The organism is Brucella sp. IR073 (assembly GCF_049065735.1).
GTDB lineage: Bacteria > Pseudomonadota > Alphaproteobacteria > Rhizobiales > Rhizobiaceae > Paramesorhizobium.
Window position 1 is genome coordinate 41,485 of record NZ_JBAKHD010000011.1, and the last position, 20,639, is coordinate 62,123.

The following is a 20,639-nucleotide window of genomic DNA, read 5'->3' on the forward strand; positions in this document are numbered from 1 at the left end:
TAAAGCGGCGAAGCCGAAGCTTCGCCGCTTTTTCGTTGTGTTAGAGCGTTTTGTTTTTGGACGGAAGCGGCCGCGGCACGACACCCCCCTCTGCCCTGCCGGGCATCTCCCCCTCAAGGGGGGAGATTGGCTGACGCTACCCTCTGCCTTCATTCTGCGACGTTGGCGATCGGTGCCGGGCATCGATGAAGGCGTAATCTCCCCCCTTGAGGGGGAGATGCCCGGCAGGGCAGAGGGGGGTGTCACGCGATTCCGTCAAAACACAATTTGCTCCAAATCAATCGCGTAGCAGTTCGTTGATCGAAGTCTTCGAGCGTGTCTTCTCATCCACCCGCTTGACGATGACGGCGCAGTAGAGGTTCGGGCCCGGCTCGCCATTCGGCAAAGGCTTGCCCGGCATGGTACCTGCGACGACGACGGAATAGGGCGGCACTTCGCCGTAGAAAACTTCGCCGGTGGCGCGGTCGACGATCTTGGTGGACTTGCCGATATAGACGCCCATGCCCAGCACCGAGCCTTCGCGCACGATGCAGCCTTCGACCACTTCCGAGCGCGCGCCGATGAAGCAATTGTCCTCGATGATGGTCGGCCCTGCCTGCATAGGCTCCAGAACGCCGCCGATGCCGACGCCGCCCGAGAGATGCACATGCTTGCCGATCTGCGCGCAGGAGCCGACGGTGGCCCAGGTATCGACCATGGTGCCTTCATCGACATAGGCGCCCAGATTGACAAAGGACGGCATCAGGATGACGCCGGGCGCAACATAGGCCGAGCGGCGCACCACGCAATTGGGCACGGCGCGAAAGCCGGCCTTCTCGAATTCCAGCGCACCCCAGCCCTCGAATTTCGAGGGAACCTTATCCCACCAGGAGGATTCACCCGGGCCACCCTTGACGATGGACATGGGGTTCAAACGGAAGGAAAGGAGCACGGCTTTCTTCAGCCATTGATTCACATGCCAGCTGCCATCAGCCCTTTTCTCCGCCACGCGGGCTTCGCCGCGATCGAGCAGATCGAGCGCATGGTCGACGGCGTCGCGGATTTCACCGCGCGTATTCACATTAATGCCATCACGTTCATCGAAGGCGTTGTCGATGGTCTTTTCGAGGCTGGCGAAATCTGGCTGGGACATTAGGGAACTCCTAACGGGCTATTGACGATCAAGCGGCTATCATTGGCCGGCGGACTTTGGATGACCTATAGCATCGGCACCAAAATCGAAAATGGTTTTAATGGAATGGGAATGAAGAAGAAAAAGATGAATCCGATGGAAAAGAACGGCTGGACGCCATTTCCCCATTCGCGCGAAGACGTCAGGCACGCCAGGGCGGTGCCCGAGACGCCGCAGACCGAGGCGCCCTCCTACCGGCTCGCTTTCACCGACCAGGAATTCATGACCCGCCGAGAGCTGCGCCCGATCAGGCTGCAGCTCGAGCTGCTGAAGCCCGAAATGCTCTTCGAGGAGCATGGGATCAAATCGACGGTGGTGTTCTTCGGCGGCGCGCGTATTCCTGAGCCGGGCGGCGAGGCATGGGCCGCCAAGAACGAGACGCAGAAGAAAAATCTGGAAGCCAACTCCCGCTATTACGAGGAAGCACGCCGCTTCGCGAAACTCTGTTCTGAATATTCGGCGACGACCGGCTACCACGAATTCGTCGTCGTCACCGGCGGCGGGCCCGGCGTGATGGAAGCAGGCAATCGCGGCGCCGCGGATGCCGGCGCGCCCTCCATCGGCCTCAATGTGGTGCTGCCGCATGAGCAGGCGCCCAATCCTTACGTGACGCCGGATCTGTGCTTCAATTTCCACTACTTCGCCATCCGCAAGATGCACTTTCTGATGCGGGCCAAGGCGGTGACCGTGTTCCCCGGCGGCTTCGGCACGATGGACGAGCTTTTCGAAACGATGACGCTGATCCAGACCGGGCGCATGGAGCGCGTGCCGCTGCTGATGTTCGGCAAGGAATTCTGGACCCGCGCCATCAATATCGAATACCTGGCGGAACAGGGCACCATCGCGCCTGCCGATGTCGACCTCATCACCTTCGTCGACACGGCGGAGGAGGCATGGAGCGAGATCAAGGGGTTTTATGCACTTTGATTACGGCCGCCTGATTGTATCCGCCTCCAGCGGGCGGGGCGGATGCACCCAGGTCACCAGCACGACGGAAATAATCATCAGAAGGTACCAGGAGCCGAGTTTCGAGAACGAAACCATGGTCCAGCCTGCCTCCTGGCCGGGATAGAGCCATGCCCGGGACCAGGTGCCGATATTCTCCGCAATCCAGATGAACAACGCCACCAGCAGGAAGGCCAAAAGCAGCGGCATGCGGTGGCGGAAGCGGAAGACGCGATAATGCATGGTTGCCCGCCAATAGAGAAGTGCCGTACAGGCGAAGAGCACCAACCGCACATCCGGCAGATAATGATGCGTGAAGAAATTGAGATAGATCGCAACGGCAAGGAGCGCGGTCGCCCAGAACGGCGGATAGTGATTGAGGCGAATATCGAAGATGCGGTTGATGCGCGCCATATAGGAGCCGACCGCCGCATACATGAACCCTGAGAAAAGCGGTACGCCACCAATACGCAACAGATTATGCTCAGGGTAGATCCATGAGCCTGCATGCGTCTTGAAGATTTCCATCACCGTGCCAACCACATGGAAGATCAGGATAACCTTGGCTTCCTCCAGCGTTTCCAGCTTGAAAATCAGCATCCCCAGCTGAATGGCCAGCGCACCGATGAACAGGAAGTCGTAGCGCGCCATTGGAATGGCGTCGCTCCACAGGAACTTGGTCACGATGATGAGGCCAAGCATTGCGCCGCCGAAAAGGCAGGCCCAAGCCTGCTTGAGCCCGAACACCAGAAACTCCACCAGCGCGCCTGATAGGCCGTGGCGCGGCAGCCGGTCGAGAAGCACGCGGGCTGCCGCGTCGATGCGCTGCTCGACCGAGGTGAAGCGTTTTGCGTCCGGCAATTACGCCACCTTGTCCGCTAGAATAGTCTCGAGAAACGCTGCAAGGTTATCGGTGACGTAGTCCACCTCATCGGTGAATGCCGGGTCTTTCTCCCATATTTCCGAAAAGGTCGGCTCGAAATTCTTCGGCACGATCAGAACCGTCTTCATGCCGAGCAGCTTCGGCACGACGAGGTTTCGGGCCAGATCCTCGAACATTACCGCGCGGCTGCAATCGACCCGGTGGAGGCCGACGAATTTATCGTAGGTTTCGCGCGCCGGCTTCGGCATCAAATCCGCCGCGACGATGTCGAAGATGTCGTCGAAATGGTCGAGTATGCCCAATTGCCGCGCCGAGCGTTCGGCGTGGCCCTTGTTGCCGTTGGTGAAGATGAACTTGCGCCCCGGCAGCCGCCGGATCGCCTCGCCCAGCGCCGGATCGGGCGCGAGCCAGGAATAATCGATGTCGTGCACCTTTTCGAGGAAATCGTCCGGATCGATCTGGTAGCGTGTCATCAGCCCTTTCAGTGTCGTGCCATATTCCAGGTAGAACTGCTTCTGCAGCGCCCGCGCCTCCTCGCGCGGAAGCTGGAGAAGCTGGGCGACATAGCTCGTCATCTTCACGTCGATCTGCGAGAACAGGTTCGAGGCGTGCGGATAGAGCGTGTTGTCGAGGTCGAAAACCCAGTCGGTGATATGGGCGAAGGCTTGCGGGTTCGGCGTATTGGTCATGCCGGTGTTATGACACGAAAAGTGAGATAGTGAATAGTGAGCAGCGAGATAGTGAGGTAGTGCTAATGCCCACTGCTCATCATTCCCTATTCCCTATCCCACTATCCCATCATGGAACTCTGGATACCCGTCACCATCGCGGCGGCCTTTCTGCAAAATCTGCGGTCGGCCTTGCAGAAGCATCTGCGCACGTCGCTCAGCACCACCGGCGCGAGCTTCGTGCGCTTCGGCTATGGGTTTCCCGTAGCGCTCGCCTATGTCTTCGCGCTCCATCATTTCGCAGGCTATGCCTTTCCATCGCTGGGCGCGACATTCGCCCTTTGGTCGATCATCGGCGGGCTGGCGCAGATCTTCGCCACCATCCTGCTCGTCTATCTCTTCTCCTTGCGCAATTTCGCTGTCGGCACCGCCTATTCAAAGACCGAGCCGGTGCAGGCGGCACTGTTCGGGCTGATCATTCTGGGCGAGCGGATCACGCCGGGCGCGGTGGCGGCGATTGTGGTCGGGATCGTCGGCGTGATGATGATTTCCGTGGCGCGGATGCCGCTCACCTGGCGCAATCTCGGCGCGGCGCTGATGAGCCGGACGGCGCTTATCGGCATCGCCTCGGGCGCGATCTTCGGCATTTCCGCCGTCGCCTATCGCACCGCCGCGCTGACGCTCGATAGCCCGCATCCGATCATGCAGGCGGCGGTGACGCTCGCCTTCGTCACCGTGTTCCAGACAATGTTCATGCTCGTCTGGATGGCCGCAAAGGATGCCGCCGAGATCGGCCGCGTCATCCGTTCATGGCGCTCGTCCGCGCTGGTGGGGCTCGCGGGCGTGCTCGGCTCCGCCTGCTGGTTCACGGCCATGACGCTGCAGCAGGTCGCCTATGTACGCGGGCTGGGGCAGATCGAACTGGTGTTCACCTTCATGGCGTCGGTGCTTGTCTTCCGCGAGCGCATCAACCGGATGGAAGTGGCAGGGTGCCTGCTGATCGTGTCGGGGATTTTGCTGCTGTTGATGTGGGGGTGAGTGCATTAAAAACGAAACGTCGGCGGGACAGAGGGGGGCGACGTGGAGCGCCGGCGCCCCTATTTAATTCCTCACGGCACGATCAGCGTGCCCGCTCCATGCTCGGTGAAAAGCTCCAGCAGCACAGAATGCGGGGTCTTCCCGTTCAGGATCACCACGCCTTCCACCCCGCGCTTGATCGCCTCGATGCAGGTTTCGACCTTGGGGATCATGCCGCCGGAAATCGTGCCGTCCTTAATCAGCGCCAGAGCGTCCGCGACGGAGAGTTCCTTGATCAGTTGCTTGTCCTTGTCGAGCACACCAGGCACATCGGTCAGGAACAAAAGCCGCGAGGCCTTGACGGCCCCGGCGATGGCGCCTGCAAAGGTATCGGCATTGATGTTGTAGGTGTGGCCGTCGCGGCCCGGCGCGACCGGGGCGATGACCGGGATCATCTCGGAGCGGGCCAATAGGTCGAGCAGCGTGCGGTCCACTTCGACCGGCTCGCCGACGAAGCCCAGGTCGAGCACCTTCTCGATATGGGAATCGGGATCAACGACCGTCTTCTTCGCCCTCTGCGCGAAGACCATGTTGCCGTCCTTGCCGCAAAGGCCGATGGCCCACTCGCCCTCGGCGTTGATGAGCGCGACGATCTCCTTGTTGATGGAGCCGGCGAGCACCATCTCGACCACTTCCACCGTCTTCTCGTCAGTGACGCGCAGGCCACCCTCGAAGCGGGATTCGATGCCGAGCTTGGTGAGCATGGCCGCGATCTGCGGGCCGCCGCCATGGACGACGATGGGATTGATGCCGGACTGCTTCAGCAGCGCGATGTCGCGGGCAAAGGCCTTGCCGAGCTCCGGATTGCCCATGGCATGGCCGCCATATTTGACCACCACGGTCTTGTTCTCGTAGCGCTGCATGAAGGGCAGCGCGGCGGAAAGAAGTTGCGCCTGGATTGCCGCGTTTTCAGGAGAATGGGCCATGATGGGCTCCGCAGGAGAGAGGGCGGGTCAATTGGCGGTCTCTTAACGCATGTCGCGGCGAAGTGGAATATCCTTCGCCGCATGATCTCATCCGAAAATCTTTCACTCTCGCGTCAAGAGCACGATCGCGGCGCGCAGCTCATCGAGACCGGCGCCTTTTTCCGACGATGTGGCGATGATGCCGGGAAATGCGGCGGGACGCTTGGCGATGGCCTTGGCCGTCTCTTCCATCAGCCGCGGCACGCCGGCGGGCTTGATCTTGTCGATCTTGGTCAGGACGATCTGGTAGGAGACGGCGGCCTTGTCGAGGAGGTCGAGCACCTCGGCATCGTTCTTCTTGATGCCATGGCGCGCGTCGATCAGCACATAGACGCGCTTCAGCGTCGTGCGGCCGCGCAGGTAGTCGAAGACGAGCTTGGTCCATGCATCGACCTGCGCCTTCGGTGCTTCCGCAAAGCCGTAGCCGGGCATATCGACCAGCGCCAGCGGCGGCAGGTCGCTGCCTTCGCCCGAATAGCCATCGGGCACGAAGTAATTCAGCTCCTGCGTACGCCCCGGCGTGTTGGAGGTGCGGGCAAGGCCCTTCTGCCCGACCAGCGCATTGATGAGCGACGATTTGCCGACATTGGAGCGGCCCGCAAAGGCAATCTCGAGCGGCCCTTCCGGCGGCAGGAACTTCATCGACGGCACGCCGCGGATGAATATCCAGCCCTTGGCGAAGAGCATGCGGCCCGCTTCGATGAGTTCGGCCGGGATTTGGTCTGGTTGGGTCATGGCTGGTCCGCTAGGCTTTACCCTCCCCCTTGCGGGGAGGGTGGCCCGTAGGGCCGGGTGGGGGTGGTGACGATTGTTCACCAACGCATAATCACAGCGCGCTGCCTTTGCCACCCCCATCCGCCCGCTCCGCGGGCACCTTCCCCGCAAGGGGGAAGGAAGGGGCGCTAAACGCTACTCCGCCGCCTTCGGCTTGCGGCTGAACAACCCTTTCAGATTATCCCACAGCTCGATCTTCGCGCCCTGGCGCTTCATGATCACGGCCTGCTGGATGATCGAGAGCGTGTTGTTCCACGCCCAGTAGATGACGAGGCCCGCCGGGAAGGTCGCCAGCATGAAGGTGAAGATGATGGGCATCCAGGTGAAGATGGCCGCCTGGGTCGGGTCCGGCGGCGTCGGGTTCATGCGCATCTGCAGGAACATGGTGACGCCCATGATCAGCGGCCAGACGCCGATCATCAGGAAATGCGGCGGCACGAAGGGCAGGAGGCCGAACAGGTTGAAGATCGAGGTCGGGTCCGGCGCGGCCAGATCGTGGATCCAGCCGAAGAACGGTGCATGGCGCATTTCGATGGTGACGTAGAGCACCTTATAGAGCGCGAAGAACACCGGGATCTGCACCAGCACCGGCCAGCAGCCGGCCAGCGGGTTGATCTTCTCGGTCTTGTAGAGCTCCATCATTGCCTGCTGCTGCTTGACCTTGTCATCAGCATATTTCTCGCGGATTTCCAGCATCTTCGGCTGCACCAGCTTCATCCGCGCCATCGAGGCGTAGGACTTGTTGGCGAGCGGGAAGAAGATCGCCTTCAGGATGACGGTGACGAGCAGGATCGCCACGCCGAAATTGCCCGAGAGCTTGTAGAGCCAGTCGATGAGGTAGAACATCGGCTTGGTGATGAAGTAGAACCAGCCCCAGTCGATCAGAAGCTCGAACTGGCGGATGCCGAGGTTCTTCTCATAGGCGTTGATCTTCGCCACTTCCTTGGCCCCGGCGAACACATGGTTCTCGACCGAGGCCGACTGGCCCGGCTGGATCGTCACGGGATTGGCGAGAAAATCCGCCTGATAGCGCGAGCGGCCATCGGGAAAGAAGGAAAAGCGCGCCTGATAGGTCTCATTCTGTGGCGGGATCAGGGCAGCAGCCCAGTATTTGTCGGTGATGCCGAGCCAGCCGCCGGCCGATTTCGGCGGCGCGACTTCCTTCTCGTCGGCCATCTTGGAATATTTGATTTCCTGCAGACCGTCATCGCCGATAACGCCGATCAGGCCCTCATGCAGCACATAGGTGGCGCTCGGATGGGCGGGCGGCTCGAAGCGGGTCACGCGGCCATAGGACTGGAGCGTCACCGGCGCGCCCGAGGCGTTGGTCACCGTGTCGTTGACGGTGAACATGTAATTGTCGTCCACCGAGATGACGCGCTTGAAGGTCAGGCCCTTGTCATTGGTGTAAACGAGCGTGACGGGCGTGGAAGGCGTCAGCGTGTCGTTGCCGTCGACCTTCCAGACGGTCGTCGGGCCTGGCACGGCGCCGGTCTCGGCATTGCCGGTATAACCCAGTTCCACGAAATAGCCTTGCTTCAGCTGCGACGGAGCCAGCAGCTCGATATTGGGCGAGGAGTCGTTGACCGTCTCGTGGTAGCCCTTGAGATAGAGATCGTCGAGACGCGCGCCGGTCAGGTTGATCGAGCCCCGAAGGCTCGGCGTATCGATCTTGACGCGGCCCGACTGGGCAATCGCCGCCTCGCGGGTCACATTGGCCGCGCCGTCCGTGGACTGGCCGGGAATGCCCTGTTGGGTGCTCGTGCCGGGGATATTGGCATGGCTGTCCGCCGGAGCCGGCTGCGCCTGCCCGGCAGGGGCCTGCGTCTGCGCCTGCTTTTGCGCCTGTTCCTGGCGCTGCGCCTCGATGCGGGCCTGTTCCTTCTGGGCTTCGACCTTGGGGTTCATATAGAACACCTGCCACAGGGTCAGGATCAGGATGGACAGGGCAATGGTTATGAAGAAATTGCGGTTGTTTTCCATCGATGGTCCCAGGTCCGGTCGGGCCGGATCAGCGTTTCGTTTCAGTCTTGGCAACCCGTCTGGCGAGTTCCCTGACAAGTTCGGTGAAGGGCGCATCGAGCGCCTCACGGCGTGCAACGATCACATAGTCGGTCCCGTCCGCCATGTCACCTGCATTGGCGCGCATTGCTTCACGCAGGCGCCTGCGAATGCGATTGCGGATAACCGCGTTGCCGTTTTTCTTGGTGACGGTCAGCCCCACGCGCGGCTTATCGCCAATTTTCGCGGCGGCGGATTCCGCCGGCTCGCGCTTTTTGACTTCCAGCAGAAAGAACGGCCCCCGCCGTTTTTCGCCATTCCTTACAGCCAAAAACTCCGCTCTCTTGCGAAGGCGGAGTGGCTTTGGTTCTTTCATGGTTTCTTCGGAGCGCCGCGTGGAGACACGCGGATCGGCTTTAAGCCGAAAGCCGCTTGCGGCCGCGGGCGCGGCGCGCGGCGATGACCTTGCGGCCGCCGGGCGTAGCCATGCGGGAACGGAAACCATGACGGCGCTTGCGGACAAGCTTGGACGGCTGGTAGGTGCGCTTCATTTATTTAATACCGCGGCGTGCGGCCCTTCTTGATTCTGTCAGATTGAACAGGAGCTGGCCCGGCCGGCTTTCAGGCAGCAAAAACCACCGTCAGGCCAATAGTGTCCGAACGTGGGGCGGCTTATAGATGCAACGTACCCTCAAGTCAATTGCAGTGCGCACAAGTTCTACTTCGTCAGAAACCCATAGGGAACGGCAAGCTCTAAGGTGGTCGAAGATGGTATTGACGATAGTAACGTCACTCCTCCGATAGTTGAAAATTCTATCTTTACAACCGAGCTGAATCGTGACTAAATAAAGCAATCGAAGGTTGATCTGCCGAACCGGCACACTGGCGGGTCCCTTCGAGCATCCGCGGAGCCAGAGGGGCTTTTCCGGCTTGGGAGGAGGGGGCCGGGAACACGGATGAAATTGCAGGACGCCTGTTGAGCGCATGAGTATCCCATCGCTTCGTGCGCTGACGCCCTGCATTGCGGACCACGGCCTGGCTGGATGGGGCCAGGCCGTGGCGCCTTTCGCCGAAGACTGCCATAAACTCCGATCTGTGATAAGGGGCTTTTGCCCAGCGTCGTCACGCCGGGAAGAAACCAGAACAGGAGTTTGTAATGAGCATTCGCCGCATCGAGCCCGGCCCGCGCATGAGCGAGGCCGTCGTCCACGGCAACACCGTCTATCTCGCCGGACAGGTCGGCGAGCCGGGCCAAAGCGTCACCGAGCAGACCAAGACTATTCTCGCGGAAATCGACCGGCTTCTGGCGGAAGTTGGAAGCAGCAAGTCGAAGCTGCTGCAGGTGATCATCTGGCTCGACGACATGGCCAATTTCGCCGAGATGAATGCCGTCTGGGATGCATGGGTCGATCCGGCCAACACGCCCGCGCGCGCCACCGGCGAGGCGAAGCTTGCAAGCGCGGATTATAAGGTCGAAATCATCGTCACTGCGGCGATCGACTGACAGGCGCGCCCTTTATCCCTCCTCCTCGCGGGGAGGGAGAAAGGCGTCGCGGACGCACCGCCCTCCACAAGAGCAACGCCGCGATGATGGCGGCATAGATGACCGGCTCGGCCTGCCAGGTTTTCTTCGACAGGATGAAATGGATCGCCCCGCCGGCGGCGGCGAGGTAGACGAGCCGGTGCAGCAGCACCCAGTTACGCCCGAGCCGCCGTATCGACCAGCTATTGGACGTCACCGCGAGCGGAACCAGGAGGACGAGGCTCGCCATGCCGATGGTGATGAAGGGCCGCTTGACAATATCGGCAACGACCGCATCCAGATCCAGCGCCTGATCGAGGATCATGTAGACGCTGAAATGCATGGCCGCATAGTAAAAGGCGAGCAGCCCGAGCGCGCGACGATAGCGCAGGAGGTTGATGGAGAAGAGGTCGCGCAGCGGCGACACCATCAGCGTCAGGATCAGGAAGCGCAGCGCCCATAGCCCGAGCGCATGCTCGAACGCCTTCACGGGATCGGCGCCAAGGCCGCCGGTGCTGCCGAGATAAAAGCTCCATAGGGCGGGGAGAAAACCTACGCCGTAGAGCGCCCAGACGAGCTTGTTTCCGTGCTGTTTGGTGAAACGGGAGAGATCGGCGCCAGTCATCTTAGAACGCCCCGCCTGATATTGAAAATGTTGGCGCAACACCCCCCCTCTGCCCTGCCGGGCATCTCCCCCTCAAGGGGGGAGATTGGCTGACACGACGCTCCGCCCTTATATTGCAACGTCTGCGATTGGTGCCGCGCGTCTATGAAGGCGTAATCTCCCCCCTTGAGGGGGAGATGCCCGGCAGGGCAGAGGGGGGGTGAGCAGCGGTGCTGTCAAAACAAAAACCTAGGCCTAATAATAAACCTTCAAATCCATGCCGGAATAGAGCGAGGCAACTTGTTCGGCATAGCCATTGAAAGGCAGCGTCTTGCGCCGGCCCGAGCCGAAGAAGCCGCCCTCGCCGATGCGCCGCTCCGTCGCCTGGCTCCAGCGCGGATGGTCCACGGCTGGATTCACATTGGCGTAGAAGCCATATTCCTGCGGGTTCTGCTTGTTCCATGAAGTCGGCGGCTGCTTGTCCACCAGGCTGATGCGCACGATCGACTTGATGCCCTTGAAGCCGTATTTCCACGGCACGACCAGCCGGACCGGCGCGCCGTTCTGGTTGGGCAGCGTTTCGCCATAGAGCCCGACGGCGAGGATGGTGAGCGGATGCATGGCTTCGTCCAGCCGCAGCCCCTCGACATAGGGCCAGTCGAGCGCCTGGAACACACCCTGCTGGCCCGGCATCTCGTCCGGGCGCACCACAGTTTCGAAGGCGACATATTTCGCCGATGAGAGCGGCTCGACCTTGTTCAGGAGTTCGGAGAGCTGGAAGCCGGTCCATGGAATGACCATCGACCAAGCCTCGACGCAGCGCATCCTGTAGATGCGTTCTTCCAGCGGCATTTTGGCGACCAGATCGTCGATGTCGAATTCCATGGGCTTCGCGACAAGCCCGTCCACCTTCACTTTCCACGGCTTGGGCTTGAAATTGCCGGAATTGGATGATGGATCGCTCTTGTCGACGCCGAATTCGTAGAAATTGTTGTAGCTAGTCACATCTGCGAGCGGCGTCGGCGCTTCATCCGTCGCATAGGGTCCGCGCGGCGCCTTGAGGGTCTTGGCCTGCAAGGGCGCTGGCGAAGCGCCGATCAGCCCCGCCGCAACTGCTCCGGCCAGGAACTCCCGGCGGCGCAGGTAGACGCTTCTGGGTGTGATTTCGGAAGGAAGCACAGGCGGGATGCGATAAGCCATGGCGTTTCTCTGTTCGCCCACGATTTGCAAGAGAGCATACCAGCTTTGTGGCCGAAATGGATCGGCCCTTGCGAAAAATTGCGCCGGCCCCATATGCGGGCTCGAAGCGCACGATCTGTTGCGCTAGATTACATTGCGTGATGACGGCTTCTAAAACTTGGTTAACTTCTCAATGCCAGGATAGGCTTTATGGTGAAGAGTTGTATAACAGGCGTATTGTCCACCCTTCTTTGTCTGGCGCCCGCCCTGCCCGCGGCGGCGTCCGGATTGCCTCAAGCCGCATCCGATCCTAAGGTTCAAAATGAAGCTTCCGGCGCGAAACCGGCTGCTGCCTCCGGCATGAAGACGGGGCCCGGCGGTATCCGGCTCGGCGAAGGGGTGACGATGAAAAAGAAGAATGAAACGGCGGGGCCCGAGGCGGCGCAGAAGATCGTCCGCAATCCGCAGTTCCTCTACCGGTTCTACCGTCCGGAGAACCCGACGGCCCGGACGGTGATCCTCCTGCACGGCTCGGGCGGCGACGAGACAAGCCTGGTGCCGCTCGCCTCGAAGATCTGGCCCAATGCGGTGCTGCTCGGCGTGCGCGGACGGGTGCTGCAAGAAGGGCGTACCCGCTGGTACCGCAGCATCACGCCGGTCAAGTTCGACCAGAAGGATGTGCGCGCCGAAGCTGACGCCTTCGTCATCTTTCTCACCAAGCTCGCAGAGAGCCACGATATCGATCTCTCCCGCGCCACCTTCGTCGGCTATTCCAACGGGGCGAACCTGCTCGCCGCGACGATGCTGCTGCATCCCGATCTCGTCAAGCGTGCGGTGCTGATGCGTCCGATGCCAGTGCTGGACGAAACGCCCGTCGCCAACCTCTCCAAGGTTAATGTGCTGACCGTGGCAGGCGCCGAGGACAAGATCTATTCGCCCTATGCGCCAGCGCTCTCGGCGATCCTCAAATCCAGCGGCGCGCGCGTCGCCTCCCGCACCGTCGCGACGGGCCATCTGCTCGGCGACGAGGATGTGCGCATCGTCAGCGAATGGCTGGCGGCGCAGGGACCTGATGGCGCGCCCACAGTGTCGATGCAGACCGACAAGCCGGTAACCAAGGCCAGCGCGCCTGCGCCTTCGAAATAGAGCGGCTCATGTTTTGATGGAATCGTCTGAATTCCGTTTTGGGACCGTTGTTGTCGTGGAGAGGTAGATGCATGGATCCCAGTGACAAGCACTGGGATGACGGATTGCTTGGCTGTTGGCAAGCATCCTCCAACCTCTCCGCCTGGCAGAAGCATATCCGGTAGTGGATAAAACGTCTCCACCCCGTCATCCCAGTGCTTGTCACTGGGATCCATGCCTCTACCGTGACGCGGCCGCATCGATAAGAGAATAAGTCAACCATTTCCGTCTAAAGATGAAATGCGCTAGCCGTCATGGCGCGGCCTCTTGTCAACCAATTATCGTACTTTTGGCCTTGAAAGCACCCGGTCCGGGACGTAGGTAACGACGGCAATCTTCGTTGCAATCTGCATATTCAATTCACGCATCATGTGCTCGGAAAAGCGATTCCGGGCCGGGTGCCGCCGCAAGGCATGAACGGAGGACGGGCAAATGACATTTCACAAGAACCTGATTGACGGCGAATGGATCGGTGAGAGCGGCGTGCCCAACATCAATCCCTCCGACACCAACGATGTCGTCGGCGAATATTCGGACGCGGGCGTGGAAGAGACCAAAGCCGCCATCGCCGCCGCCAAGGCCGCGTTTCCGGCATGGTCGCGTTCGGGCATCTATGAGCGTCATACCATCCTGCGCAAGGCGGCGGATGAAATCCTCGCCCGCAAGGAAGAGCTGGGCCGCCTGCTCTCGCGCGAGGAAGGCAAGACGCTTGCCGAAGGCATTGGCGAGACCGTCCGCGCCGGGCAGATTTTCGATTTCTTCGCTGGGGAGGCGCTGCGCCTTGCGGGCGAAACCATTCCATCCGTGCGCCCGGGCATCGGCGTCGAGATCACCCGCGAGCCGATCGGTGTGGTTGGCATCATCACCCCATGGAACTTCCCCATCGCCATCCCGGCGTGGAAGATCGCGCCCGCGCTCTGCTATGGCAACACCGTCGTCTTCAAGCCGGCGGAACTGGTGCCGGGCTGTTCCTGGGCCATCGTCGACATCCTGCATCGTGCCGGCCTGCCGAAGGGCGTTCTCAACCTCGTCATGGGCAAGGGCTCGGTCGTCGGCCAGGCCATGCTCGACAGCCCCGACGTCACCGCCATCACCTTCACCGGCTCGGTCGGCACGGGCAAGCGCGTCGCGGCGGCCTCCATCGAGCATAACCGCAAGTTCCAGCTGGAGATGGGCGGCAAGAACCCGTTCGTCGTGCTTGATGACGCGGACCTCAACGTGGCTGTCGAAGCCGCCGTCAACTCGGCCTTCTTCTCGACCGGCCAGCGCTGCACCGCGTCCTCGCGTATCATCGTGACCGAAGGCATCCACGACAAGTTCGTCGCCGCTATGACGGAGCGGATGCAGGGCCTCGTCGTCGACAACGCGCTGAAGCCCGGCACGCATATCGGCCCTGTGGTCGACGAGAAGCAGTTGAAGCAGGACATGGACTATATCGAGATCGGCAAACAGGAAGGCGCCAAGCTCGTCTTCGGCGGCGAGCGGATCGAGCGCGAGACACCGGGCTTCTATCTGCAGCCAACGCTCTTCACCGAGGCGACCAACGACATGCGCATCAGCCGCGAGGAAATCTTCGGCCCGGTGGCGTCCGTCATCCGCGTCAAGGATTATGAAGAGGCGCTGGCGCTGGCCAACGACACGCCGTTCGGCCTCTCCTCCGGCATCGCGACCACTAGCCTCAAATACGCCACCCACTTCAAGCGCAACGCGGAAGCGGGCATGGTGATGGTCAACCTGCCGACCGCCGGCGTCGATTTCCACGTGCCGTTCGGCGGGCGCAAGGGCTCGTCCTATGGTCCGCGCGAGCAGGGCAAATATGCCGCCGAGTTCTACACGGTGGTCAAGACGGCTTATACGCAGGCTTGATCGAACCCGGCCAAAAAATACGAAACCGGCGGGTGACCGCCGGTTTTTATGCCCTTTGCGGCCATGCTGCGAGCTTGCGGGCAAAATGCGAAACGATGCCATGCAACAGCATGGTGAAGGCTGCCAGCACGAAGAGGCAGGCGAACATCAGGTCGACTTTCGCCCGGCCATTGGCGAGCAGCATCAGATAGCCGAGACCTTTCGAGGCCCCGACCCATTCGCCCACCACCGCGCCGATGGGCGCATAGACGGCGGCGAGGCTGAGGCCGGACGCGAGCGCGGGAAAGGCCGAGGGAATGCGGATGCGGAACAAGATGGTCGTCCGCTTTGCGCCGAGGATTTCCGCCGCGTCGATGAGGTTCCTGTCGGTCCGGCTCATGCCGTCGAAGAAGGTGGAGACGACGGGGAAGAAGATCATCAGCACCGTGACGGCGATCTTCGAGGCCGGGCCGTAGCCGAGCCACAGCGTCAGGATCGGGGCGAGCGCAAAGATGGGAATCGCCTGGCTGAAGATCAGCGCCGGCATGACCAGCCGCTGCGCAAGCGGCGACATCATCAGCCCTATAGCCGTGACAATGCCGACCGCGCTGCCGAGGAAAAGGCCGCCCAGCACCTCACCGATGGTGACGGCCGCATTGTCCGCGATGAGCGCGGCATTGTCGATGAGCGAGCGGGCGACATCGAGCGGACCCGGCAGAATGAAGCGCGGCATGTGGCCGATGCCGACCGTGGCCTGCCAGACGACGAGCACCGCGACCGCCGACAGAGCTCCGTCGGCGATGCGTTTCAGGCGGGAGCGGCTGGCGGGCATCTACGCCGCCTTCAAGCCCATCTGCCAGAAATCCGCCTCGAGCCTGCTGGCGGTCGCGAAGATCCGGCAGAGTTGCGGCCAGCGCGGGCTCTGCTCGAAATCGGCTCCTATGCGGTCCTTCGCGGCTTCGTCGAAGAGCCTGCCGACCGTGTGGCACATGTCCTGATAGCCGGGGCCGGCATAGGTATCGATCCACTCCTGATAGGGCGTGCCTGGTATAGCGGTGGCGGCGAGGTTGAGGCCGATCTCGCCATAACCGAGCGCGCAGGGGACGAGCGCGGTCAGGAGATCGAGGAAATCCCCCGCCTGCCCGCAATCGAGCACATAGCGGGTATAGGCGAGGTTCTCCGGTTCTTCCTTCGTGTTGAACAGCTCTTCCTCACCGATCCCCTCGCGGGCGCAGATGCCGACATGCAGGGGCAGTTCGGTGACCGCCAGCCGGTGCATGGTACCGGCGCAATGGCGCGTTTCCTGCAAGGTGCGTGCCTTGATGACGCCGAGCGCCCAGGCGCGGGCGTAGTGATGCAGGTACACATAATCCTGTTTCAGATAATGCAGGAAGGCGGCCTTGGTCAGCGTGCCATTGCCGAGCTTCAGCAGGAAATCGTGCTCGACATAGGACTTCCAATCCTCGAGCGTGGCCGCGCGGAGTTTCGTAAACAGTTCCGACGAATAATGGAGTTGCGGCTGGCTCATGGCTTGTCGCTCCCCGCGGGTGCGTTCACATCGATGGCGAATTGATCGACCGGCAGAATGGATGGGACGAGGCCGTTCTCTTTCAGATAGGCTTCGTACCGGCTCCAGCGGCCGTAATCGAGCGCGGCGGGCGAGCGCGAGAAGCGGGCGACCGTATCGGCCCATGAGCGCTTGTTGAGGTCGTCGTTCAGTTCCGTGCTGTAGGAGGCGTAGACCTCGAAGCTCTTTTGCGGATGGTTGACGATATATTGCGCGGCCTTCTCGGTTGCGGCGAGGAAGCGGGAAATCTTGTCCTTTTCCGCCTTGTCGAGCTTGTCCTTGTTGGCGACATAGACCAGCTCGTCATAGACAGGCACGCCTTCCTCCTCGACAAAGAAGCATTTGCCCGGCACGTTCTCCACGGCCATCTGGTTCAGTTCCACATTGCGATAGGCGCCCATGACAGCATCGACCTGCTTCGACATCAGCGACGGCGCGAGCGAGAAGTTGACATTGACGAGTTCGACATCGGAGAGCTTTAGCCCATGCTTGGCGAGGATGGTGCCGAGCAGCGTCTCCTCCACGCCCGCGACCGAATAGCCGATCTTCTTACCTTTCAAATCCTCGATCGATTTGACCGAGCCGTCATCGCGGACCATCAGGCAGTTGAGCGGCGAGTCGATGAGCGTGCCGACGCGGATGAGCGGCAGGCCCTGATGCACCTGCATGTGAACCTGCTGCTGGTACGACACGGCAAGATCGGCCTGCCCTGCAGCGACCATCTTGGAAGGCGTCGAGGCATCGGCGGGCGCGACGATTTCCACGTCCAGCCCTGCATCCTTAAAATACCCCAGCTTGTCCGCGACGATGATCGGCCCGTGATCCGGATTTACATACCAGTCGAGGATCAGTTTCAGCTTGTCATCGGCGTGGGCCGACGTGGCCATCATCAGGCTCGCTGCCATGGACAGGCCAAGCGCAATCTTTCTCATTGGAAAGCTCCATTGCTGTAAGGGCGGGTAATCTCAAGCCATTGCCTGACCCGCGCTTCCGGGTCGGCATTCAAGGTGATGTCTGTGACGACGGAAACGATATCGGCCCCGGCGGCAAAAGCGCCGGGCGCGCGCTCTACGCTCATGCCGCCGATGGCGACGAGCGGGATATTGCCGATGCGTGCCTTCCATTCGGTCAGCCGCTCCAGCCCCTGCTGCTCCCACTTCATCTTCTTCAAAATGGTGGGGTAGATCGGGCCGAGGGCGATATAATCGGGCTTGACGCTCAAGGCCCGTTCAAGCTCCGCCTCGTCATGGCTGGAGACGCCGAGCTTCAGCCCCGCCTTGCGGATGGCCTCGATATCCGCGCCATCGAGATCCTCCTGGCCGAGATGGACATAATCGCAGCCTTCCTCGATGGCGAGTTGCCAGTAATCGTTGACGATCAGCTGGCAACCATATTCAGCGCAAAGATCGCGCGCGCGGCGGATTTCATCGCGCAATGCCGCCTCATCCTTGTCCTTGATGCGCAATTGCACGAGCTTCACCCCCAGCGGCAGCAGCCGCTCCAGCCAGTTGGCGGAATCGAAGATCGGATAGAACGGATCGAGCGTCATTTCAGAGCGCCGCCTTGCCCGCGAGAGGCGTGGAGGGCGTCGCCACTTCCCGCGCCTCGATGGGACCGGCTTCATAGGCGAGCCGCCCGGCTTCCACGGCCATGGCGAAGGCCTTTGCCATTTTCACCGGATCGCCCGCCTTGCCGACGGCGGTGTTGATGAGGACGGCGTCATAGCCCAGTTCCATCGACTGCGCCGCATGGGAGGGGACGCCGATACCGGCATCGACCACCAGCGGAATGCCGGGAAACCGCGCCCGGAGCGTCTTCAAGCCGAACAGATTGTTGAGCCCGCGCCCGGAGCCGATGGGCGCGGCCCAGGGCATCAGCACCTTGCACCCCGCCTCGACCAGCCGCTCGGCGGCGATCAGATCCTCGGTGATGTAGGGGAACACCTCGAAGCCATCCTCCGCCAGAATACGGGCGGCTTCGACCGACCCGAACATATCCGGGCACAGCGTCTCCTTGTCGCCGATGACCTCCAGCTTGATCCATGGCGTGCCGAACAGCTCGCGCGCCATATGCGCCGTCGTCACCGCCTCCTGCACGGTATAGCAGCCGGCGGTGTTGGGGAGCACCCGCACGCCAAGCTCCTTGATCAGCGCCCAGAACTCCTGCCCCTGCTTGTCCGGCCCGGTTTCGCGCCGCAGCGACACGGTGACGATGCTTGTCCCTGAGGCGCGCACCGCATCGGCAAGGATGGCGGGCGAAGGATAGCGCGCGGTGCCGAGCATGAGCCGGCTCGCAACTGGGGTACCGTAAAATTCAACCATTTCAGCCTCCTTGCATGGGTGCGAGAATCTCGACCCGGTCATTGTCGTGAAGGGCGGTTTCGCCACGCTTCGCCGCGCGGACAAATTCGCCATTGAGCGCCGTGGCGACGACGGCCTCAGTGAGTTCGAGTTCGGCGAGCAGCGCGTTGAGCGTGGCCGCAGAGGTTTCATGCGGCTCGCCATTGAGGATGATGTTCATGGCCGGGCTCCCATGGACCAGAGGGCGTGGAAATGATGCACCGGGCCGTTGCCCGAGCCGACGCGGAGCTGGCTCGCCGCCCGGATCGCGCCCTGCAGATAGGCGTGGGCGGCGATGAAGGCGTCTTCGAGGGTCAAGCCTTTCGCGAGCCCGGCGGCAATGGCCGAGGAGAGCGTGCAGCCGGTGCCATGGGTGTTGCGCGTGTCGATGCGCGGAGCCGTCAGCCGCAAGGGTTCGGCGCCGGCGCGCAGGAGGATGTCGGTGCAATCTTCCGCTTCCGCGTGGCCGCCCTTCATCAACACAGCGCCCGCCCCAAGGGCAAGCAGCGCCCTGCCCTGTTCCACGGCTTCGCCCTCGCTCTTAGCGACTTCGCAATCAAGCAGGCAGGCGGCTTCCGGCAGGTTGGGGGTGAGCAGGGTGGCGCGGGGCAGAAGCTTTTCGCGCAAGGTGGAAATGGCCTCCAGGCTCAGGAGCCTGTCGCCGGACTTCGCCACCATGACAGGATCGAGCACGATGGGCCCAGTATAGCCCGCCAGCCCCTGCGCCACCGTTTCGATGGTCTCCGGCACGGACAACATGCCGATCTTGACCGCATCGACGGCGAGGTCGCCCAACACTGCCTCCATTTGTGCGGCGACCATTGCAGGCGGCATATCCTGCACGGCGGTGACGCCGTGCGTATTCTGCGCAACGACGGCGGTGATGACCGACGCCGCATACGCGCCGAGCGCGGAAAAGGCTTTGATATCCGCCTGAATGCCCGCCCCGCCGGAGGGGTCAGTACCTGCTATGGTCAGGCAGATCGGTATGGCCGAAGTGGAAAAGGCACGTGGCTGTTCGGTTCTCGTCATGGCGTTCTCATTCCCTGAACGGAACTCGAACCGCCTCGAACTGAATGGAGCTATGCTTCCAACGGGAAAATAATCCCGGTCCCAAGACGAGCCAAACTCCGTTCCCTACGCAGGTATTACCCTGGATCAGGTTCAATGGGTTGGCGCGTTAGCACCTCTCAGCCTTTCGGCACCCCAACGAATTTTGCTGGATATGAGATAGGCGGAAAATAGGGGGCGGTCAAGCGGGTGGGGAGGCCAGCTAATCCACCATTTCTGATAAGAGCTAGTTTTTAACGAGACCAGAAAGCTTCTAACCGTTCCGTCAATCTTGCAAGAGGGGGAAGTTGCTCGCCCTGAGCAATTACCCTTGAAACGGCCTCCGATAAAAGCATCGGATCTTTTTTCATCTCGCTTAACGACCATCCCCATTCCTGCGCAATAGTGGATTGTATTGTATCCCATACTGCACATTCTTCCGCCAACGTGGCCTGAATGTTATGTCGCCAACCAAAGAAGGCACTTCCAGCAAACTCATGTTCCGGCGGGTTTGGGATAACATCGCCCGCTTCAACAGCATATCGAACGATCTCATCGTTTCTTTGATTCTGAATTGCTTGATTCAAATCGAAATCGACTACTGAAAAAACATCAATACGAAATCCCCTAGCCAACGCAATAAGCATCGGCATTTTGAGTTTTCCTCCGGTCTGGACAAGATGACAGCCACCGCGCAAAAATTCTGTCAATTTTCTGACCTGAGACCCTGAACTTCCTCCAGATTTTGGTAGAGTCCGTCACAACGAGGAGACGGACGAATGAAGCGTTCACGGTTCACGGAAGAACAGATCATCGGGATATTGAAGGAGCAGGAGGCGGGCGCGAAGACGGTTGATGTCTGCC

At 61.2% G+C, this 20,639-nt stretch carries 24 protein-coding genes and 1 riboswitch; of the genes, 6 read left to right on the top strand and 18 right to left on the bottom strand.

Translation table 11 applies throughout. The annotated features are described in order from the left end of the window. Positions 1–277 precede the first annotated feature (277 nt). Positions 278–1,132: a 2,3,4,5-tetrahydropyridine-2,6-dicarboxylate N-succinyltransferase gene (gene dapD, locus ACOWVG_RS17900; RefSeq protein WP_420963695.1), complete on the bottom strand. Its 855-nt coding sequence runs from the start codon at positions 1,130–1,132 to the stop codon at positions 278–280. Positions 1,133–1,258: 126 nt separating this feature from the next. On the opposite strand from dapD, the gene ACOWVG_RS17905 reads away from it, so the two are divergent. Further along, positions 1,259–2,098: an LOG family protein gene (locus ACOWVG_RS17905; protein WP_420963722.1), complete on the top strand. Its 840-nt coding sequence runs from the start codon at positions 1,259–1,261 to the stop codon at positions 2,096–2,098. On the opposite strand, the gene ACOWVG_RS17910 is transcribed toward ACOWVG_RS17905, so the two are convergent. Next, on the bottom strand, positions 2,099–2,977 hold the full coding sequence (locus tag ACOWVG_RS17910) for a DUF817 domain-containing protein (protein WP_420963696.1): 879 nt from the start codon (positions 2,975–2,977) through the stop codon (positions 2,099–2,101). Further along, positions 2,978–3,688 (bottom strand): pyrimidine 5'-nucleotidase, encoded by a 711-nt coding sequence (locus tag ACOWVG_RS17915; RefSeq protein ID WP_420963697.1) that lies wholly within the window; start codon positions 3,686–3,688, stop codon positions 2,978–2,980. 111 nt (positions 3,689–3,799) lie between these two features. Between ACOWVG_RS17915 and ACOWVG_RS17920 the strand changes: the two genes are divergently transcribed. Next, entirely contained in the window at positions 3,800–4,705 is a 906-nt protein-coding gene (locus tag ACOWVG_RS17920) for an EamA family transporter (RefSeq protein WP_420963698.1), read from the top strand. 71 nt (positions 4,706–4,776) lie between these two features. Here the strand turns inward: ACOWVG_RS17920 and argB are convergent, their stop codons facing one another. From argB to rpmH, 5 genes are all read right to left on the bottom strand, one after another. After that, positions 4,777–5,670 carry an acetylglutamate kinase gene (gene argB, locus ACOWVG_RS17925; RefSeq protein ID WP_420963699.1) on the bottom strand — a complete coding sequence of 298 codons (894 nt, stop codon included), beginning with the start codon at positions 5,668–5,670 and terminating at the stop codon, positions 4,777–4,779. Positions 5,671–5,772: 102 nt separating this feature from the next. Continuing rightward, positions 5,773–6,444, bottom strand: a complete 672-nt coding sequence (gene yihA, locus ACOWVG_RS17930) for a ribosome biogenesis GTP-binding protein YihA/YsxC (protein ID WP_420963700.1) — start codon at positions 6,442–6,444, stop codon at positions 5,773–5,775. A gap of 174 nt (positions 6,445–6,618) precedes the next feature. Beyond that, positions 6,619–8,562, bottom strand: a complete 1,944-nt coding sequence (gene yidC, locus ACOWVG_RS17935) for a membrane protein insertase YidC (RefSeq protein ID WP_420963701.1) — start codon at positions 8,560–8,562, stop codon at positions 6,619–6,621. Further along, positions 8,495–8,860: a ribonuclease P protein component gene (gene rnpA / locus ACOWVG_RS17940; RefSeq protein WP_420963702.1), complete on the bottom strand. Its 366-nt coding sequence runs from the start codon at positions 8,858–8,860 to the stop codon at positions 8,495–8,497. Before rnpA ends, yidC begins: the two co-directional genes overlap by 68 nt. A gap of 40 nt (positions 8,861–8,900) precedes the next feature. Next, entirely contained in the window at positions 8,901–9,035 is a 135-nt protein-coding gene (gene rpmH / locus ACOWVG_RS17945) for a 50S ribosomal protein L34 (RefSeq protein WP_068880068.1), read from the bottom strand. A 605-nt stretch (positions 9,036–9,640) separates the two neighbouring features. Between rpmH and ACOWVG_RS17950 the strand changes: the two genes are divergently transcribed. Beyond that, positions 9,641–9,988: a RidA family protein gene (locus ACOWVG_RS17950; protein WP_420963703.1), complete on the top strand. Its 348-nt coding sequence runs from the start codon at positions 9,641–9,643 to the stop codon at positions 9,986–9,988. Here ACOWVG_RS17950 and msrQ read toward each other — a convergent pair. Further along, the gene (gene msrQ, locus ACOWVG_RS17955) at positions 9,969–10,631 is read right to left on the bottom strand and encodes a protein-methionine-sulfoxide reductase heme-binding subunit MsrQ (protein ID WP_420963704.1); all 663 of its coding nucleotides are present in this window, start codon (positions 10,629–10,631) and stop codon (positions 9,969–9,971) included. The genes ACOWVG_RS17950 and msrQ overlap by 20 nt on opposite strands. Before the next feature lie 234 nt (positions 10,632–10,865). Then, positions 10,866–11,810 (bottom strand): protein-methionine-sulfoxide reductase catalytic subunit MsrP, encoded by a 945-nt coding sequence (gene msrP / locus ACOWVG_RS17960; protein ID WP_420963705.1) that lies wholly within the window; start codon positions 11,808–11,810, stop codon positions 10,866–10,868. Between the two features lie 189 nt (positions 11,811–11,999). Between msrP and ACOWVG_RS17965 the strand changes: the two genes are divergently transcribed. Next, the gene (locus ACOWVG_RS17965; protein WP_420963706.1) at positions 12,000–12,935 is read left to right on the top strand and encodes an alpha/beta hydrolase; all 936 of its coding nucleotides are present in this window, start codon (positions 12,000–12,002) and stop codon (positions 12,933–12,935) included. A gap of 471 nt (positions 12,936–13,406) precedes the next feature. Then, a complete protein-coding gene (locus ACOWVG_RS17970) occupies positions 13,407–14,840 on the top strand; it encodes an aldehyde dehydrogenase family protein (RefSeq protein ID WP_420963707.1) in 1,434 nt (477 codons plus the stop codon). Between the two features lie 46 nt (positions 14,841–14,886). Here the strand turns inward: ACOWVG_RS17970 and ACOWVG_RS17975 are convergent, their stop codons facing one another. The 8 genes from ACOWVG_RS17975 to ACOWVG_RS18010 all read right to left on the bottom strand — a co-directional run bounded on the left by ACOWVG_RS17975 (position 14,887) and on the right by ACOWVG_RS18010 (position 20,428). Then, positions 14,887–15,651, bottom strand: a complete 765-nt coding sequence (locus ACOWVG_RS17975) for an ABC transporter permease (RefSeq protein ID WP_420963708.1) — start codon at positions 15,649–15,651, stop codon at positions 14,887–14,889. Beyond that, positions 15,652–16,347: a thiaminase II gene (gene tenA / locus ACOWVG_RS17980; RefSeq protein ID WP_420963710.1), complete on the bottom strand. Its 696-nt coding sequence runs from the start codon at positions 16,345–16,347 to the stop codon at positions 15,652–15,654. Next, entirely contained in the window at positions 16,344–17,318 is a 975-nt protein-coding gene (locus ACOWVG_RS17985) for an ABC transporter substrate-binding protein (RefSeq protein WP_420963711.1), read from the bottom strand. Before ACOWVG_RS17985 ends, tenA begins: the two co-directional genes overlap by 4 nt. Next, the gene (locus ACOWVG_RS17990; RefSeq protein WP_420963713.1) at positions 17,315–17,935 is read right to left on the bottom strand and encodes a thiamine phosphate synthase; all 621 of its coding nucleotides are present in this window, start codon (positions 17,933–17,935) and stop codon (positions 17,315–17,317) included. Before ACOWVG_RS17990 ends, ACOWVG_RS17985 begins: the two co-directional genes overlap by 4 nt. A gap of 1 nt (position 17,936) precedes the next feature. Continuing rightward, positions 17,937–18,707 carry a thiazole synthase gene (locus tag ACOWVG_RS17995; protein WP_420963714.1) on the bottom strand — a complete coding sequence of 257 codons (771 nt, stop codon included), beginning with the start codon at positions 18,705–18,707 and terminating at the stop codon, positions 17,937–17,939. Position 18,708: 1 nt separating this feature from the next. Continuing rightward, complete coding sequence (thiS, locus tag ACOWVG_RS18000) at positions 18,709–18,906, bottom strand: sulfur carrier protein ThiS (protein ID WP_420963715.1); 198 nt, start codon at positions 18,904–18,906, stop codon at positions 18,709–18,711. Continuing rightward, entirely contained in the window at positions 18,903–19,757 is an 855-nt protein-coding gene (thiD, locus tag ACOWVG_RS18005) for a bifunctional hydroxymethylpyrimidine kinase/phosphomethylpyrimidine kinase (protein ID WP_420963716.1), read from the bottom strand. The genes thiS and thiD overlap by 4 nt, the downstream gene beginning before the upstream one ends. Before the next feature lie 85 nt (positions 19,758–19,842). Next, positions 19,843–19,944: riboswitch (TPP riboswitch) on the bottom strand. Positions 19,945–20,029: 85 nt separating this feature from the next. Continuing rightward, a complete protein-coding gene (locus ACOWVG_RS18010; RefSeq protein WP_420963717.1) occupies positions 20,030–20,428 on the bottom strand; it encodes a hypothetical protein in 399 nt (132 codons plus the stop codon). A 126-nt stretch (positions 20,429–20,554) separates the two neighbouring features. On the opposite strand from ACOWVG_RS18010, the gene ACOWVG_RS18015 reads away from it, so the two are divergent. Then, a partial coding sequence (locus tag ACOWVG_RS18015; RefSeq protein ID WP_420963723.1) for a transposase occupies positions 20,555–20,639 on the top strand: 85 nt, incomplete at its 3' end.